Origin of the sequence: Moraxella caviae (genome assembly GCF_002014985.1) — a bacterium.
GTDB classification, from domain to species: domain Bacteria; phylum Pseudomonadota; class Gammaproteobacteria; order Pseudomonadales; family Moraxellaceae; genus Moraxella; species Moraxella caviae.
This window is the reverse complement of sequence record NZ_MUXU01000035.1, coordinates 25,470-43,545: the sequence shown is the minus strand read 5'-3', so window position 1 is coordinate 43,545 and position 18,076 is coordinate 25,470. Positions and strand designations below refer to the sequence as shown.

The window sequence follows — 18,076 nt, the reverse complement described above, 5'->3', positions numbered from 1 at the left end:
GAACCTTGTGAGAATAATCAAATCATTGGCTCATCTGCCGATAAACCAACAAAACGCCCAAATTGTAAAACAAAATGGGCGCATTGGCAAGGATTATTTTTTTGAAAAATGGAGATATTTTATATTTTGATAATGTGTCGGTCAGTAGCACTTCAGATAGTTGCGATACACCCAGCCTTCGCGGTAATCGCCGCCTTTCCAATAGCTAACTTTCACCCACGGCTTGCCTTTTTTGTCATAGCTTGTGCGGATGATGTCCACTTCGTGACCGTCATGCAGTTTATCGGTAACTTTACCATAAACACCTTGGCGTACGTTTAGCAGCGTGCTGGTTGGGTCAGCAACTTCACAATACTGCGCATAAGCCACACTAGAAAACATCATAACGCCCAAAGTGCTGGCGGCAAATAATTTTGTCATAAATTTCATAAAAAATCCTTAATGTATCACAACCCAAATCAGGCTCATTCATGCGCTATCTTATCAAATTATGCAGAAAAAGGTAAGGGTTTTTAAAGAATTTTATGAGATTTTCTGCTTTTTATTGGCGCATTCGTGATTTAGCTATCAATTTTTCATCATCAGGCACGCCCACCAACGAAAAAACCCAAGAGACGACTTGGGTTTTTTCGTTGGTAAAACGGATTTTGAATCAGTAGCAAGCGATGAACTCACGAAACACCCAGCCGCTACGTCTGCCTGAATCATAAGAGACATACGCCCATGTACGGCCTTTGCTGTCATAATCATAATCCAAAACGTGTACCACCTTACGATTTGGCAGCTTGCCAATAACCTTTCCTTGAACACTAGCACGCACATTCAACGGTGTGCCAGTCGGATCAGCCACTCGGCAAGATTGCGCATAAGCAGTGCTGGTGAGCATCAACAAACCCACAGCGGAAGCGGCAAATAATTTAATAACAGATTTCACAAAAACTCCTTAATTTTCCAAATAATCAGCACGCTCATCTTGCCAAATTTTAAAGAAGAGAGCTCTTTTGGAAAAATTTGCTCTGTTTTGTCAATTAAGCGGTTGTGGTTTATATTTTAACAATCCATAACCGCCTAATTATCAGCAATAACGTTTAATATCCGACACCATATTATCTGAACCATGTCGTACATTACTAATCTTATAGCCACTACCTTGCTTAACCAAGGTAAAATAATGATGGGAAGAACCATCAAAACTGGCTCGCACCACATTACTACCCTGCATGCTATATTTAATAGATCCATAGTCTTGTGGATGTAATATGCTAGCTACTTCAGCACAACCAATATCCCAATCATTACGATAATAGCTATTCATAGCTTTTTGTAAATTGCCCGTGGCGTTACGATATAAATTATCCATTTCATCACCGCCTGCGTACACCCGCTTTACTACATTAATTTTTGCTGTATTATTTGCAAAAGCTGGCGTGGCAGCAAACATCGTTACAGTTGCTGTCGCCAAAACTAACGATTTAAACATGGCTGATTTCATAAATACTCCTTTGACAAACCAGATTTGATGACAGATTAAGCGGCATGCCCATCTTATCAAATTATAGGGGGGGGGTAAAGCCCTTATAAAAAAATATTTTAATAATTTAACCCCCAAACCCACGAATGCCGCTCACGCCCCATGCGCCATACGCTTGGCACTGCGCCAAATCATCAGGTTTTAAGCCGCCCAGCGCAAACACAGGCACATCGCTCAGCCCTGCCAATTCACCAAATCGCTCAAAACCCAAGCCAGCCGCTTCTGGGTGTGTAGCAGTCGGCAAAACTGGCGAAAGCAAAATCGCCACAAGCCCTGCGCCCCTGCCTTCAGCCACAGAAAGACTTGCCAGCGCATTGGCTTTTTGAATGCTTGGTGCGTCATGACAGCTTGCCAAAATCGGCAAATCTACCGCCCAATTCTGCACCAAATCCTGCGCCTTTGCCGTCATCAGCTCATCGTGATTTAATTTTAACGCCACGATTTGCGCACGCGCCGCCTGCGACAGCTTGTCCTGATACGCCAAAAAATTTGACAGCGGCACAATCAACCGACACGCTCCGCCAGCCGTTACTTTCGCTACAGCTTCAATCGCCGCACGCTCATCGCTTATGCTTGCTTGCAAACGCACATACAGCGGCGCATTTTGGCGATGTTCGCACACCTTAGCATAATGCTCTGCCCATTGCTGCACGCTGGTAAAATTTGCCAAAGGCTGTGAAATCGCCAAATACTGCGGCAATTTGAGCCACTCAAAAATGCGTGCATTTGCCGCTGGAAACTCATCTTTTTTGGCGTGCAGTTCGTCCGTGCTTAGCCATGACAGCACTTGTCCATCTTTGCCAAATTGTTGATTTTTAAAGGTTTTATATTGTGATAAATCAAGCATGACTTTAAAAACGTGCAAAGCAACTTTTTTATCCGCACGCCCAGCGTCATCGGTGTATTCATGGCGAATCACGCCCATGCGCACAGCCAAATTTGCGCTGATGTCAAGCCCAAGCTCTTCTGCCACTTCTCGCACCAAAGCGCTTCGTGCCGTCTCATTTGGCTCGATTTTACCGCCAACAAATTCGAGTTTACCGCCTTGATGCTGGTGCATGAGCCGCTTGGCGACCAAAAATTCATCGCCCAACTGCCCACCATCAAAGCACAAAACCGCCACCGCCACGTTGATTTCTTTCATATTTGCCCTTTTTGTATTTTAAATTTGATTTTAGAGTTTTGTTTGTTTTTAGCATCGTAAGTTGGGTTGGTGAAGCGTAACCCAACAATTATAGATAAGTACCGCTGCAAACGTTGGGTTTTCGCAAACTCAACCTAACTTACGATTTCTTTACAAGGATTGCAAGCTAGGCCAGCGAAAAACCCAACCCAAATCAAACGATTTACCCAACAAAATTTTAAAATTGATATTTACAATCGCCAAAAAGTTTGTTAGTATTATCACAAATGATAATTATTACCGTTTGTAAATAATAGTTATTGCTTGATGAGAGTGATTTTATAAATAACGCACAATCACTCCACCAAGCACACCCATTAAACGCCAGCACGCCCAAGCCAAGCGTTTGGGCGACTTACCCACAAAAGGAGATTTGCCATGACAATGACCATCGCTCGCTATTTTAGCAACCGTGAAAACACACGCCTGCCAACGCTGCACTCGCAAAATCTTTTTGCGCTCACCAAAGAAGTGCGCATTGAACATCAAGGCGAAGAATACCGTCTGCGTTTGACGCGCAATAACCGCTTGATTTTAACCAAATAATTTTTCAAACAATAAACCTAAAACAAACCGTCTTTAAGCCAAAAAGCACCGCCATTTGTGGTGCTTTTTGGTTTTTAACGCTTAATTTTTAGCGTTTAGTTTTTACTTGGCAAATTACAGCCCAATCCTAGAATTTCCAGCGATAAATCACGTCCACCGTGCGCTCCACACCGCTTGCCGCTTCAATATAAATGCGGCGTGTCAGCTGATAATGCATGGACAGCGTGGATTCGGCATTAAACACGCCCACGCCATAGCGGATATACAAATCTGGCGTGATGTATCCTGTTACATTGACGTTGGTGTCGTCTGAGTTGCCAGATGCGTCAATCGTTAGGCTATCAAGTCCAAAGGCACGGCCGATTTGGTTGGTGAGATTGCGTGTGCCAGACAAACCAAGGCTTAAGCCTGCTGCCGCTAGACTGTTGGTAACTTGCGAGCGAAAACCCTGCTCAGAGATTTGCGAATCGTTGGACTCGCTGATTCTGCCTGTTACAATGGCGCTCATCGCCTGCTGCTCGGTCAGCCCTGCGTCATTAAAGACGGTGATGTCTGGTTTTTCTGCCGTGCCTTTGATGCGCACGCCCACCGTTTGCCCTTCCACTTCTTTTTCTGCTTCAATGGATAGGCGTGGGTTTAACAAATCACCATTAAAACGAATTTGCGCATAATTTAGCTCAAGATTTTGCCCAATGCCGTCAATCTTGGTGCGCTGTGATACTTGCACCACGCCAAGCGCTTGGGCTGCGCCTTGTCCTTGCTGGGTGATGTGCAGCGCACCTGCCAGTGGTAATTTTGCGCCAAAACCACGAAACGACACATCACTGCCCAAATCAAGTCCGATGTCGGCATTGATGTTCCAAGGCTCAACCACCGCCAAAATCTGCTCCACATTGCCAGACACACGGCGGTCAAGCACCGACACGTCAGGCGATTCGGTGGTAATGGTCGCACTGGCTTCAGGCGGACGAATGGTTGCCGATGGTACGCTCAGCACGCCTTGCACGTTCACATAGCGCTCATCAGGACGCACAATGACTTCCACATCAGGGCTAACTTTCGCCACCAACAGCGGCGGACTTGCGATGTCCAGCTCTTCGCCAGAAATGCGCACGCGCGCTTGGGTTTTATGCTGCCAATCCAGCTCGCCTGTCAGCACGCCTTTACCATCGCCACTCATAAAACCGCCATCAAGCACAGCGTTCGTGCCACGAATGCTTGCGGTCAAGTTGATGTCATTTAAATTCACTGGCAAGCCAGCAATGGCAAGTCTGCCATCACTTAGACTGGCATTGCCATAAAACAGCGGTTTTGTCAGCGTGCCGCCCACACCGCCTGCCAAGTTTGCCGTGCCAGACAGTGCTTGTAATTCTGGGAAAAACGGACGCAGCACCGCCAAATTCATCTCATTGGCGACAAGCGCACCAGAAATCGGCTTGCCATCTTTATAAGGGTCAAGCACCACATCGGCATAGCCACGCCCTGCCGAGCCTGCCACGTCCGCGCGCAGTTTTAGCCCTGTCGGTACACTTTGGGCGATGATAGACGCACGCTCATAAGGCAGCTCCACATAGCCTGCGTCTTCTTGATTTAGCCCAATGCGTCCATTGTCCGAATACAAAACGGCATTGACGCTTGGATTGGCGTTATTTTGCCAAGTGGCTTGCACCTTGCCATTTAGCGTAGAATACCACTGAATGTCGCTTGGTAAAATCGGCGAAAACACAGACGTGTCAATGTCTTGCACCACAAGGTTCACATTACCGCTGTTTTTGGTGTAATTGAGCGTGTCTTGCAAGCACAAAGAACCTGTGCCGTTTTGGCTCATCGTCTGCCAGCAGTGCGCCGCCACTTGTAGGCTGGTGTCGTTAATGCTGTAGCCAAATTCGGCTGGCTGACGCTGAGACAGCACACCAAACGGCGTTTGCATACGCCCATCACCAATGATGCCATGATAACGCATGGTTTTACGGTCTAGGCTGCCTTCTACTTTGGCGCGCGCTTCAATGTCTGGATTTTTGGTCATTAAAGCCAAAGTATGCTGGCTTTCAGTGCCGCTAAAATCCACACGCACAGCGTTAATCACTCGCCCAAGCAAAATCACGTTTTTGGCTTCTAATAACAGCTGGCTGTCCGAATTGCCCAAATTGACAATCTTACCAAGCGCGCGTGCATCTTGAATGATGAAATTTGCCGTGCGCACACCATTTGCCGCAGCGTCAATATACAAAGTCGGCAGTGAGCGCCCATCGTCCATCAAAATCACGCCGCCTTTAATCGTACCGCGTGCGTCTTTAATGATTTGGCTTAAATCGCTGACGTTTAGACTTGTGGTCAGCTCATGCTTGGTGCCGTTCATGGCAAGCTCGTTGTTGCCAAGGCGGATGTTTAGATGCTCGGCATTTAGCGTGCGAATGATGCTCTGGGTACGGCGTGCGCCATCGTCAAGGCGGCTGCGCATTGCCAAAAGCTCATCGGCATTTTTTGGCGTGCGAGTTTTTAAAGAATTTAAATAAGCACTGATGTCATCTGGCAAAGCAAGGTCTGCTTCTAGCGTGCCCGTTGCTGAAAATGGCTGGCTATTTAGCACGCCTTGGATATTTAGCTCATCAATCTGCACTTTTTGTGAGCCGTTACGCCAGCTGCCTTGGGTGCGCAGACCGCCTGTCAAATCGCTTTGCAAATCCTTAGCAAACACGCCTGCGTTTAGGTTTTTCATCGCAGCCGTGATGTCCCACGCATAGCCGTTACTAATGTCAAACCAGCCTGCTGCCTGCAAATCACCCGCTTCGCCTGAATGGTGCAGCTCTGTAATGTCAAGGCGTGTGCCATGCCCAGACACATCAAAGACAAGCGCACCACTTGGCAACTTATCATTATCCACCGTGCCGTCAAATTTCGCTTGCACTTGGTGTAATTTACCATCACGATAGCCGCCTTTGGTGTCAAGCGCACCGCTGATTTTGCTCGGTGCAGCACTGCCAGCAAATTTGGCGGTGTCAATGCCATCAAGATTTGCCTTCAAATCCCAATCCACGCCCTGCGCCAATGACAGCTTGCCACTCACTTGTGCTTTACCTGCGTTACTCGCCACATCAAGCGTGCGGATTTGTAGTGCGCTCAAATCACCCACAGCGTGCGCCTTGACGTTTTGTATGTCCACATCGCTAAGATAACTTTGGCGCACTTTGCCATCAAGCGCAGCGTCCAGATGGCGCACATCACCGCCTTGTAAACGCAGCAGCGCCTTGCCCGTGCCAGAAAAACCTACCGTCTCGCCATCATCAAGCGTGGCGGTCAAATCCGTATCGTCCAGCCAAATTTCGTGCGTGTCTTCTTTGCCGCTGCGCATTCTGCCGTGCGCCACCACACGCCCTGCCAGCGTATGAATCGGCGTTTCGTTTGGATTGCCAAAATAAGCATTCGGAATCAGCTTTGGGGTATTGATGTCAAATTGCCAACGCAACGGCTGGCTGACACTCGCCAAATCAATCACGCCTGTACCATCAAGCTCGCCAATCTCGCCTTGGTACGAAAAATCCGTCAGATGAATGCGCTCGCCTTTTTCAATGTTGGCTTGCACCACATAATCACCGCTCGGTGCTGCCGACAACTCACGGATATTTGCCGTAGCGTTGATGTGCGTGCGTCCTTCTGCCAAAACGATGTTCGCCTTGCCGTGCGGTGAATTGATGCGCTCAATGTCTGGCACATTAGCACGCACCAAATTACGCCAAGACGCATCAATGCGCCACGGTGCATCGCCGCTGTCTTGTGGCTGGGCGATGGTGGCAATGATTTGCTCGCCATCTTTTTGATTTAGGTCAAATTCAAAGCGTGTTTCGTTGGTATTTTTATCCAAATAAAAATAGCGCACGCCCAAATCGCCCGTCAGCGTCTTTGGCAAATAGGCTTCGTAATCCTTGTACTCAGCAGGCATGGCGTTGCGCACCAAAAAGCCATCACCGCTTAGCACCGCATCCAGCTCATATTCGTCCGCCCAAGACATTGAGCCGCGCGCGCTCAGCACGCCATTTGGCGTATCCGCCACCAAAAGCGGAATGTCCATGCCGTCATGATACACCACGCCACGCCCACGGTAGCGACCGCTTGGAATGTCTTTGGCGCTCAAATCGGCATTGATACGCAAATCAATGCGCTCAATCACGCCATCGGCAGTAATCATGCCGTTTTTTAGAGTGATGTGCTGCTCGGTGGCGTAAGGCAGCACCACTTCATCAAATTCTAATTTGGCACTAAATGGCGCACCTGCATCCAGCCCCTGCGCCACAAATTCACCACGAATATTATGCTCATTGTACCGACTGGTAAACGTGCCTGCCGTGCGCTTTAATGTGCCGTGCGCCTTGACTTTCAAGGTGTCAAAATACACATCGTTAATCGCTTTTACCGACACGTCCGCCACTGCCGACAGCGGATAATCGCCCGTCAAAGCAATCTTACCTGTGGCGTTTTGCACTTTGACATTATCATCATAAGTCAAGGCAGCGTCCGTCAGCTCCACGTCCGTACCGCTCCACAGCGCTTGCTTGGCGTGAATGTCGTACAAAAGCACAGGCTCGCTGCCTTTTTGGGCGTAGCGCACCTTTTTGACGCTGGTGTCTTGTAAACGCAGCGAAACAGGCAAATCAATGGTGGCATAATCAAACGGCTCGCCTGTGGACGGCTTATGATTGATGACTTCCACTTCATCAACTTGCGCACTCGTCAAATGCACCTGCCGCGCAAAAACCGCACGCCAGCCCAGCTGCACATAAGCACGATTCACTCGCACTTCAATGTCTTCACCTTGGGTGATTGCCACGTCTTGCACCCACACGCCACGGCGCAAATCGCCCTTGCTGTATTTTAGCTGCGTGCCTGTCTCTAGGGCGATTTTTTCCAATAAAAACTTCGTGCCGCCTTCGGTGCCAACCGCATAAAACAGCAGCACAAAAATCAGCGCCAACACCACCAAAGCCGTAATCAAAAACCGCAGCAAATACACGAGCAAACGTGAGCGTTTTTTAGGCGGTTTGCCGTTTGGATTGGTGTTTAAACTGGTATTTGAACCGATATTTGGACTGGCGTGCTGTGCGTCTTCGGTGTGATTGTCAGACACAGACGCAGGCGTATTCGCCACAGACTTCGTGCGGTCTGCGGTGTTTGTATTCGGTGAATCACTCTGCGTCATGTTATACTCACTAAATCCTTTATTTTGGCTAATTTTTTAGCAAATTTTGACAAGTTTTGGCAAATCTAGCAAATACCAGCAAGCCGCTTGTCAATTTGCGCCAAGGTTTTTATTTTTGATATTTATTTGGGTGGCAATCGTTTAAAACAGCTGTTCAAAAAGTTGCGCTCAATCAAAACCGAACGGCAAGCACATCACGCCATCAAGGTTTTAGCCCTTTGATAAGCTTACAAAATCAAACATTAAAACGGTGTACCTATAAAAAAGTGCAATTTAATCGGATTGTCTTTTTCGCCCACAGCCGTTGCCACATCTACTCGCACCTGCCCCACAGGCGAAGCCCAGCGCACGCCCACGCCTGCACCGACTTTGGTATCGTTGCTAAAGTTTTTATCATAAGCATTGCCCACATCAGCAAACACACCAAGGCGCACATCTTGCATGATTTCGTAATTGTACTCGCCGCTTGCCACCGCCAACGCCTGACCGCCAGTCAGATAGCCGCTTGACGATAAAGGCGACAAACTTTCATAATTATAACCACGAATCGACTGATCGCCACCTGCAAAAAAGCGCAATTTATAAGGCACGTCATCAAAATTATCCGCCCACAAATAGCCAGCATTCACGCTGCCAATCAGCTGATGGGCGCGGTTTTTGCCATAAGCATTATCACCAAAACTGTACACACCGCCAATGCCAGCACGCGCAATCGCCATGTCCGCATCACTCATCAGCTGGCGTGAGCCTGCTTCTAGCGAATAATACTGCCGATAGCCACGCATTGGGTTGGCTAAATTATCCGCCACCGTTTTACTCAGTGAGCCGCCAAGCAGCACGGCTTCTTGAGTAGGTTTGCCGTCCAAGAATTTGACAGGCAAATCACCCCAAGACTCAATCGGCGCGCCAGTTTCCAGCTCGTCCAAGCGATAACGCAGCCAATAACTGCGATTCCAGCCATTTTCATTGACGATGTTACGCCCAATGCTTTGCTTGAGCGTGCGTGAGCGCAAATCAAAGCTGCCTTCGCCTTTATCAATCGTCTCATCATCATAGCTGAGCGTGGCGTTGAGCTTGTCGTTTAAAGGGTGTGTCAAAGGGTGAGAAGCGTACAAATCCACGCCTTTTCTATCTTCAGAAAGGCGAATGTCAGAGCCAATCTGCAAGCCATTACGATTCACCAAATTATGCTCAAATTTGGTGGTTAAGCGCGCGCCTGTGTCCGTGCCCCAGCCCACACCGATTTGTGCGTCTCTTGGTTTATCTGCCATCACAAACACATACAGCGGCACTTTTTTATCTTCATAAACCTGCTGTGCGGTTTTTTTGTTGGCAAGCACTGGCGGCTCACCGTCAAGCTGCGGCAATTCATCGCCAGATTCATCAGGCAAAATCATCTTCGCCACATGGCTTACCGCATCGCTGATTCGCCCAAGAATACTGGTGTTTTTACTGCTGCTGTCAATGGCAAGCAAGCGGTCGTCTGGCGAATTATACAACTGCGTGGCTTTTTTACTCACCAAAGCCAGCTTGTCTTGAATGACTTGCGATGTGCTAAATTCAATGGGCGACGCAATCGCACTCACGCCATCGCCCAAATCCACCATCTGTGCGCCATCTGGCAACGTTGAATTTGGGTCGGTGTTTTGGTTTGCGTTTGAATTTGCGTCTAAATTCATGCCCAAATTTACGCCCAAATTAGAGTCTAAATTTTGCGCACTGCTGTCAGCGTTAGCACTTGCCTGATTGCCTGTTTTATCGCGCGCAGACTCAAAAGCAATGCCGTTTTCTTCTTGGGTTTGCAATGGCAAGATGATTTCGGTATTCACCGCATTAAAATAGCCAGTCGCCAAAAGGCTGTTGGACAGATTTCTTGTGGTGGTGCGATTGTACGCATCGCCCATCTGGAAAGTTACCAGTTTTTTAAGCAATTCTGGCTTGACGGGCAATTTATCTGGATCGGTCGTCAGCTCGCGCGTCTCATCATCAAAGGTGAAAAACACCACATTGTCAAATTCGTACTGCGTGCCTGTGTCATACACCAAGCTCACATCAGCGATGTTGTCAGGCAAAACCACGTCCGCTGAGCTGTTCAGCCAGCGTCCATCAAAATAGCCATGCTCACCGCTCACATCTTCAATGGCGCTTTTGCTTTGGGTGTATTTGCCGTGGTTAAACACGTCATTTTCTTGCAAAATCGCTTTTGACACCGCTTCTTGGTACGCTTCATCATGTGCGCCATCGCCACGCACTTCCATCACTTGCGCTGCCACACGCACAGGCTCGCCCACATCATCAATGATGATGTTCACTTCGCCAGCACCTGCCTTGGCGATGCGCATTTGCACATCATAATAACCCACCGCACGCGCCGCTGCTCGTACTGCTTGGGCAAGGCGTGGCAAGGCACTGCGAAAATCCGCCACGCTGTCTGCCGTCATCTCACCAAGCGCGGCTTTGATGTTGGCGTACGGTTCTTGTTTGAGTTCGCTGCGTTTTAGCTTGATTAAGCTGTCCGAATTATCCGAATTGCCCAAGTTTTCTGCATTCGCCTGCGCATTTGGCTCATCAGACACCGTATAAAAATGCACGCCCAATTTTGGCACGCTGCTCACGCCATCATTAAACACACGGTCGTACAGTTTTTTAAGCACGCCATCTTGTTTAATTTCGTCCACTTCTATGACAGGTTCGCTTTTTTGTGCGTTGGTGCGCTCATAGTTTGGAATGTAGGCGTTTGGGTCTAGTCCAGTTTGCGATGTTTCATCAGCCACGCCAAGCGTTGTCAGCGTGTCAGGCGTGGGAATTTCGGTAATTGCCGCCACGTCAAGCCCAAGCGGTGCGTCCGTACTGCCAATGCGTGAAATGGGCGCACTGCTTTCAAAAATGTGCGTTTGTGGCTGTTCTGCTTGTGTGGATTGCTGCTCTACTGGTTGTTCTAACTGCTGCTTTATTTGCACGGAGTTCGTGCGACTTTCAGCACTCATCACGCCTGCCGCATCGCTTGACAAGTTTGGCACAGCTGGCAAATTTGATACAGATGGCAACTCTGTGTCATCACCCAGCCTAGCATTATCCGCCGTGCGATAAAAACTGCCGTCTTGGCTTGCCGCTTTTAGTCGGTTTTCAATCTGCTCTGGCGTGTACAGCCGAAAATCTTGTAATGGCTCGGTGTTTTCTTGGGTAGTTGTTTGAGTGGCTTCTTGAGTTGTTTTTTGAATGGCGACTTGGGTGTTATCCGCTGGATTGGTTGCTGGATTATTTACCAGATTACTGGCTGAATTTTTGGCATGAATTTTAGCGTTAGCCTTGCCGTCATTTGACGTAAGAGTATCATTCACCCCATCATTTGCCATCGCAGGCGCACAGGCAAGCGACACCGCCGCAAAGACAGACAGCGCAAGCGTGCTGCGTTTTAAATGACGCGCGCCAATGCCGCTCATCTTTGCAATCTCGCCATCAATCAAGGGTGTCAAACGACGTGTTTTCATAACATCAACAATAATAAACCTAAAGCCAAAAAACCAAACCCGCGCAAAACGCCAAATTTAAGCCCAAATCGAATTCAAGCCACAGCTAAGCTCAAGCCAAATAAAACCACAAAACCGTACAGGCACACCATTTTTACAAGTTTACCGACTTTATGACAAAATCGCAAATTTTTCACAAATGACAATCGCACTCAATAATATGCCATTTCCCAGATGCGCCATGCCAAATTTTTAGTAAACATTTGTATCAAAACTTCACGCCAAGCCTAAACCTTGCTATTATAGCAAACATTGCGCACTTGCCAAGCTGATGGGCGCAGCATGAATGACAAATCCCAAGCAAAACTTCGCCAATTCATTCATCAATTTGTAAGCAGATGTTTATAACCAAGATTTAAAATACATCTTTTCCCATCTTTTGTGCGGTAGCGTGGCAAAACCCAATTTATAATAACATCAAATCATTTTTGGAAACCTTTTTATGGCTTCTCAGTTTTCTTTATTTAAGCACCGCCGCTTTAGCGCCATGTTTTTTACGCAGTTTTTAGGGGCGTTCAATGACAATGTGTTCAAGCAAGCCTTGATTTTGGTGCTGACCTACACCGCTGCTGCTAAGCTCGGCATGGCGGTCAGCCTGCTCAACAACCTTGCAGCAATGCTGTTTATTTTGCCGTATTTTTTATTTTCGGCACTCGCTGGGCAAATCGCTGATAAATACGAAAAATCTCGCTTGACGCAAGGCATTAAACTTTTAGAAATCGTCATCATGCTGTTTGCAGCGGTTGGCTTTATTTTTGAATGGTATTGGCTGCTGTTTGTGGCGCTGTTTTTGATGGGAACACATTCCACCTTTTTTGGGCCGATTAAATACGCCTATTTGCCAGAAGCGATGAAAAAAGACGAATTGGTTGGCGCAAATGGTTTATTTCAGACGGGCACAAGCCTTGCGATTTTGACGGGTATGATGGCGGCAGGCGTGCTAACGCAGCTGTCAAACGCCACTTATTGGCTTGCCGCTGCCACGGTGCTGATTGCCGTGCTGGGCTTTATTAGTGCTAAATTTGTGCCGCACACGCCACCGCACGCTGCCGATATTGACGTGGATTATCACATTGGGCGCACCACACTGTCGCTGATTCGTTATTTGCGCAGTTTGCCGCTGCTGTTTTTTGTGATTTTGGGCAACAGCTGGTTTTGGTTTTATGGCGCAACTTTCTTGACGCAAACGCCAGAATTTAGCAAAGTGATTTTGCATGGCAACGAAAGCGTGGTGATTTTGCTTTTGACGCTGTTTTCGGTGGGCATCGCCATCGGCTCGCTGCTGTGTAAGACGCTCACCAAAAACCAAGTCAGCCTGCGCCTTTTGCCCTTTGGCATTGCAGGTTTGACGATTTTTGCCATCGGCTTGTACTTTGCGCTGCACAATCTTGACATCACCAGCACCAATGCGGCAGGCTTTGGCATTGCTGAGCTTTTGGCGTTTGATGGCGTATGGCAAGTGTGCGCCGCGCTGTTTTTGCTGGGTCTTTCTGGCGGTGTGTACATCGTGCCGCTGTACGCTTTTATGCAGGCTTATGCGCCCGTCAGCCATCGCTCGCGCGTGATTGGCGCAAATAACATTTTCAACGCCATTTTTATGGTCGGCTCGGCAATTTTCGCCATCTTAGTACTGACCGTGCTTGGCTTTGATTTGCCTGAGCTATTTTTCATCACGGGCGTGCTAAATGCGCTGTTTGGCGTGTTTTTGTACCGCAAACTCAAGCAATACGAACACAGTATGCAAATGGCGCAAGATGACGGCATGATTTGGTAAATATCCGCCCTTGAAATCGTAAATTAAAACCAGCGTAAATTTGAGCAGTTACATCTTTCAAAGCACAAATTAAAACGACTGGCAACTAAGATTTCAAGGGCGTTTTTTCACACGTTTCGGTGTAAGTTTTAGTGCAAGTTTTGGCACAAATTGCAATTCTTAACGACCAGCACCGCCAAACTGACAATCCGCTAACAACACAAAATTACAATTTGCAAATTTACAGAAATCTTTTGGCGCAAAAGCCCATAAAAATTTACCACAGTGCAAATAATAATCTGTTATCATTCTTAAAAAATTTATCGCAATTTTAGTCCAAATTTTAATCACAATTTTAACAACGGCTTTAACCATAATTTTAAACCACAGCTTTAAACCAAAGTTTTATAAATTATCCACCAACCCTTTTGAAAAACCGCTTGCAAAATTGCCCATCTTAGGGTAAATTTTGCGCACTTTTTCTGACAGTTTTACAGGATTTTTCATGATGACACGCACCAAAATCACGCTTGCTCTTGCGCTTATGCTTGGCAGCTTGACCGCCCACGCCAACACCGTACGCTACGAAAGCCCTGCCATGCGTGGCGAGATTACCACCACCGTTACTTATTCAGACGCTGCCGACTTGCTAAAAACTTCGGTGCGCAATCTGCCAACGCCAAAAGTGCAGCTGGCAAATGTGGAAGTGATTGACACCGTGCTGACCCCTGCCAACACCGCAGGCACAAAGCTGCTTGACACCACCTTGATGGACGAGTTCATCGCTGATGTGTCGCCAAACGCACGCCACTATCCGCCAAATTTCCCAAATGCCACCACCGAATATCTCGCCACCCAAAACGCCAAGCATTTGTCTGACTGGATCGAGCCTTTTGCCAATGCGCCTGACGCATCTTTTGATGTGTTGATGCGCGCCGCCAAGCTAAACGGCATCGCGCGCAACCTAAACGCTGGCACAGATTATTCGGTGCGCGCGGCAAATCATGTGCAAAAAGCGCTAAAAATGCAGCCAAATGACGTAGAAGCCAATTTGCTGTTTGGCATCATGCTGTCTGAAGGTGGCGGCTTTGAAGAAGGTAAAAAATACCTAGACAAAGCAGCGGCTCAAGGCTCACTAGAAGCCGAGCAAAGCCTTGCGCAGTCTGACCTTTTGACCGACAAAAAAGACAGCGCGCTAAACCGTTTGAAAAAATTGCAAGCCGCCAATCCTGACAACGCACAGATTGCCGAGCAAGTAAAAATCGTGGAGAATGGCGGTTATTACATCTGGCGCATCGCCAATAACAACATCAATCTAAAACATTATCGTTAATTTGCGTTTGGCGAATGCAGTCTCGCCAACACCAACACGATAAATCTAAAATCCGCAAGCAGCCGTTTGCGGATTTTTTTTGCTTTTTTAAAATAAAGTTTTGGTGAATAGAGCTTTGCTGATTGGCAAGTTGGTTTGGTAAGTTGGTTTAATAATTTATAAGCTGGCTGTCAATTCATAACTGGAAAGAAAAAACACAACTTTACAACCAAAAAAACCGCCATTTAAAAACAAACCGACTGCACGGTTTTTAATTTTCCCCCTGCCATATTCATAGCGCATTTTATTTTTGGCAAACTTTATTGTACAATGCCGTCAATTCAATTTTATAAAATCGCCATGAAAAACACCGTGAAAAATCCCTTGCGACCGACCTTCAAGCGTCCAACTTTCAAGCGTCCAACTTTCAAACGCACCAATCTCGCCTTATGCGCTGCCATGCTGTCTGTGCTTGGCGTGTCAGGCTGCGCAAGTCTTACTCCGCCTAAGCAAGTGCAGGCGCGCGTGATTGAAACCACACGCAGCAACATCACCACCGCTGCGCAAGTCAGCAATCTTACCCAGTCCATCTTATTGTCGGCAGGCTTGACCCAAGATGACTGCGTGGCGGATTGGACAGCGTGCATGGACGGCTTAAAAAGCGCATTTTTCTCTGGTGAATTTGACCAAGAAGTACTCGCTCTCTTGGCTGAAATGAGCTACACGCGCGCCCTGCATTTGGCAAGTCAAGACCGCTGCCAATTTGCGCCAGACCGTGCGCCCATTGACCCTTATTATGCCAATGCACCGCTTGCGCCAGAAGTCTTGGCACGCCTACAAGCCGAACACCACGCTTGCCGCCGAGAATACTTAAGCGCACTGTATGACACCATTCGCTACAGCTATGCGTATTTGTTTTTTGACAGCTTGACCGCACGCACAAACCAAGGCAATGCACTCGTCAAAGACAACGACATCAAAGCGCAAGATTTGTATCACTTGGCAATCAACGCCTTAATCGGCGAAGTCTACAAACAGCAAGACGGCGCATTCGCCAACGCCAAAGACGAACGCCGCTACACGCACGACAAAACGCACGACCAAATCATCGTTTCATCGCTGCACACAGGCAAGGACGATACGGCGTACACGCTCAATCTTGCCATCGCCAACGACCCATATTATCTGCAAAATCTTAATCGTGGCGATGAACACGTTTTAAGTGATTTAATCTCCATTTATGACAATCGCTTGGCAAATCTGCAAGTAACCAGCACGCGCGCGGGGCTTGGCGTGGGATTTGTCGGCTCACTGCAAGGACGACAAACCAAAAGCGTCAAACACGCCCTTGAAAACGCCCTACAAACCAAAACCAGCGAAAGCACAAGCCAAACGCCAGCGCAGCCCTTGCACACCAAAGACGACCCCGCCACACGCATTCATAACATGGGGCATTTGCTGCTGACAGGCGTCATCGTTCCGCAAGGCGACACGCTAGATGATGTACTATCCACTCGCACTTTCAACACCTACTTTTTTAACCCTTATAAAACCCAAAATATCTCAATTCTGGGCAAAGATTATCCACTGATGGCGAATTTTTCCGCCACTTACGCCACTTGGCTGAGCGAAAACAATCTACAGCAAATCAGCCTGCTGAATATGCTTTCTACCAGCGATGAAGCCGCCTTGCCTGAGCTGTTCATGCTTTCGCCTTACAATCCTGAGCAGCAAGTCATCATCATGCTGCACGGATTGGCTTCTAGCCCAACGACTTGGGTCAATCTCACCAATAATCTGCTTGCCGACCCTGTACTGCGTAATAATTATCAAGTGTGGCAAGTGGCGTACTCCACCAACTTGCCCATCTTAGAAAACCGCTATCAAATTTGGCGATTGATTGATGCAGCGTTCAAGCAAACCGACCCAACAGGCAAAGCGCGCGCCAGCCAACAAGGCGTGCTGATTGGGCACAGCATGGGCGGCGTGATTGCCAGAATGTTGGTGTCAGACGATGATTTGCTCATCAAGCTAAACGAACTTGACGCCGCCCAAAACAGTGAAACGGGCAATACAGCAACGCACAGCAAATTTACCGCTACTTTGTTATCGCAACAATACGGTCAAGAATTTGACGAGCGTTTCACCTTGCATGCCCTGCCGCAAATCAACGAAGCCGTCTTTATCTCTGCGCCATTTCGTGGAACGGACTATGCTGACCGCTGGTTCACCCGCGCCGCCAGACGCATCATCAGCCTGCCATTAAATCTCACCAAAGCAGCAGGCGACATTCTCACCAATGCCGACAATGGCGATGCTTCGCTGCTGGGTTCGCTGTATTTGGAAAATGGCGCAAGTCAGCTGTCGGATCGCTCATCGTTTGTTGCACTGACCAAAGACGTGCAAATCAGCGATGGCGTGCGCTACCACACCATTGTTGGCAATCACACAGGGCAGGAAATTGACGGCAAAGCTCACAGCGCAGGCGATATGGTTGGCGCAGGATTGTCAGATGGCATTGTGCCGTTTAGCAGCTCACACCTAGCAGGTGCTGCCAGCGAAACCATCATCACAGGCGGACACAACGCCCACGAAAACCCAAAAACCATCTTGCAACTGCGCCGCATTTTGCACAATCATCTCAAAGATGGCGGTACGGACAATCGCACCACCGATAAAAAACCAAGCCAAACCACCAAAACGGACGACTCGCCCATTCAAAATCAATCATCAACTTCGCCAATTCCATCAAGTAATTTTGACAACGCTCAAGACGGTTTTGATGAAATTCAAGATGGCTTAGAAAATAATTTGAGCAGTGATTTAGAACAAGATTTTAACAGCGATTTGAGCAATCATTCTGACGGTTTTAGCGATGAAACGGCTCATGACAAGCAATCAAAAGACAAAACAAAAACCAACTTGCAAGACGATTTGCTTGACGATATAAAAACCGCTGCGCAAAACAACGCACCAATCAGCTTGCCAAGCGAATGATGATTTTGGTGCAGTTTATTTACTGTTAAG

At 47.8% G+C, this 18,076-nt stretch carries 11 protein-coding genes; 4 read left to right on the top strand and 7 right to left on the bottom strand.

Features of this window, described 5'->3' with window-relative positions; all coding sequences use genetic code 11:
- Positions 1-141: 141 nt before the first annotated feature.
- From B0181_RS05745 to B0181_RS05730, 4 genes are all read right to left on the bottom strand, one after another.
- A complete protein-coding gene (locus B0181_RS05745) occupies positions 142-429 on the bottom strand; it encodes an SH3 domain-containing protein (RefSeq protein WP_078276555.1) in 288 nt (95 codons plus the stop codon).
- A gap of 223 nt (positions 430-652) precedes the next feature.
- On the bottom strand, positions 653-934 hold the full coding sequence (locus B0181_RS05740) for an SH3 domain-containing protein (protein WP_207384360.1): 282 nt from the start codon (positions 932-934) through the stop codon (positions 653-655).
- Between the two features lie 141 nt (positions 935-1,075).
- Positions 1,076-1,492, bottom strand: coding sequence for a hypothetical protein (locus tag B0181_RS05735; RefSeq protein ID WP_078276554.1), 417 nt, complete (start codon positions 1,490-1,492; stop codon positions 1,076-1,078).
- Positions 1,493-1,598: 106 nt separating this feature from the next.
- On the bottom strand, positions 1,599-2,675 hold the full coding sequence (locus tag B0181_RS05730; protein ID WP_078276553.1) for an NUDIX domain-containing protein: 1,077 nt from the start codon (positions 2,673-2,675) through the stop codon (positions 1,599-1,601).
- Between the two features lie 423 nt (positions 2,676-3,098).
- Between B0181_RS05730 and hemP the strand changes: the two genes are divergently transcribed.
- The gene (hemP, locus tag B0181_RS05725; protein ID WP_242620127.1) at positions 3,099-3,260 is read left to right on the top strand and encodes a hemin uptake protein HemP; all 162 of its coding nucleotides are present in this window, start codon (positions 3,099-3,101) and stop codon (positions 3,258-3,260) included.
- Positions 3,261-3,387: 127 nt separating this feature from the next.
- Here hemP and B0181_RS05720 read toward each other — a convergent pair whose 3' ends face one another.
- Both B0181_RS05720 and B0181_RS05715 read right to left on the bottom strand, forming a co-directional pair.
- Positions 3,388-8,454, bottom strand: a complete 5,067-nt coding sequence (locus B0181_RS05720) for a translocation/assembly module TamB domain-containing protein (RefSeq protein WP_078276551.1) — start codon at positions 8,452-8,454, stop codon at positions 3,388-3,390.
- 242 nt (positions 8,455-8,696) lie between these two features.
- A complete protein-coding gene (locus tag B0181_RS05715) occupies positions 8,697-11,945 on the bottom strand; it encodes an autotransporter assembly complex protein TamA (protein ID WP_242620099.1) in 3,249 nt (1,082 codons plus the stop codon).
- A 481-nt stretch (positions 11,946-12,426) separates the two neighbouring features.
- On the opposite strand from B0181_RS05715, the gene B0181_RS05710 reads away from it, so the two are divergent.
- The gene (locus B0181_RS05710; protein ID WP_078276550.1) at positions 12,427-13,758 is read left to right on the top strand and encodes an MFS transporter; all 1,332 of its coding nucleotides are present in this window, start codon (positions 12,427-12,429) and stop codon (positions 13,756-13,758) included.
- A gap of 159 nt (positions 13,759-13,917) precedes the next feature.
- On the opposite strand, the gene B0181_RS05705 is transcribed toward B0181_RS05710, so the two are convergent.
- Entirely contained in the window at positions 13,918-14,112 is a 195-nt protein-coding gene (locus B0181_RS05705; RefSeq protein ID WP_078276549.1) for a hypothetical protein, read from the bottom strand.
- A 130-nt stretch (positions 14,113-14,242) separates the two neighbouring features.
- Between B0181_RS05705 and B0181_RS05700 the strand changes: the two genes are divergently transcribed.
- Positions 14,243-15,070 (top strand): tetratricopeptide repeat protein, encoded by an 828-nt coding sequence (locus tag B0181_RS05700; RefSeq protein WP_242620098.1) that lies wholly within the window; start codon positions 14,243-14,245, stop codon positions 15,068-15,070.
- A 339-nt stretch (positions 15,071-15,409) separates the two neighbouring features.
- The gene (locus B0181_RS05695) at positions 15,410-18,046 is read left to right on the top strand and encodes a lipase family alpha/beta hydrolase (protein ID WP_174900344.1); all 2,637 of its coding nucleotides are present in this window, start codon (positions 15,410-15,412) and stop codon (positions 18,044-18,046) included.
- Positions 18,047-18,076 lie beyond the last annotated feature (30 nt).

Bases quoted from the DNA above. Each gene is read 5' to 3' on its own strand.
- B0181_RS05710 (WP_078276550.1), top strand. From the start codon at position 12,427: ATGGCTTCTCAGTTTTCTTTATTTAAGCACCGCCGCTTTAGCGCCATG.
- B0181_RS05700 (WP_242620098.1), top strand. From the start codon at position 14,243: ATGATGACACGCACCAAAATCACGCTTGCTCTTGCGCTTATGCTTGGC.
- B0181_RS05705 (WP_078276549.1), bottom strand. From the start codon at position 14,112: ATGGTTAAAGCCGTTGTTAAAATTGTGATTAAAATTTGGACTAAAATT.
- hemP (WP_242620127.1), top strand. From the start codon at position 3,099: ATGACCATCGCTCGCTATTTTAGCAACCGTGAAAACACACGCCTGCCA.
- B0181_RS05720 (WP_078276551.1), bottom strand. From the start codon at position 8,454: ATGACGCAGAGTGATTCACCGAATACAAACACCGCAGACCGCACGAAG.
- B0181_RS05745 (WP_078276555.1), bottom strand. From the start codon at position 429: ATGAAATTTATGACAAAATTATTTGCCGCCAGCACTTTGGGCGTTATG.
- B0181_RS05735 (WP_078276554.1), bottom strand. From the start codon at position 1,492: ATGAAATCAGCCATGTTTAAATCGTTAGTTTTGGCGACAGCAACTGTA.
- B0181_RS05695 (WP_174900344.1), top strand. From the start codon at position 15,410: ATGAAAAACACCGTGAAAAATCCCTTGCGACCGACCTTCAAGCGTCCA.
- B0181_RS05715 (WP_242620099.1), bottom strand. From the start codon at position 11,945: ATGAAAACACGTCGTTTGACACCCTTGATTGATGGCGAGATTGCAAAG.
- B0181_RS05730 (WP_078276553.1), bottom strand. From the start codon at position 2,675: ATGAAAGAAATCAACGTGGCGGTGGCGGTTTTGTGCTTTGATGGTGGG.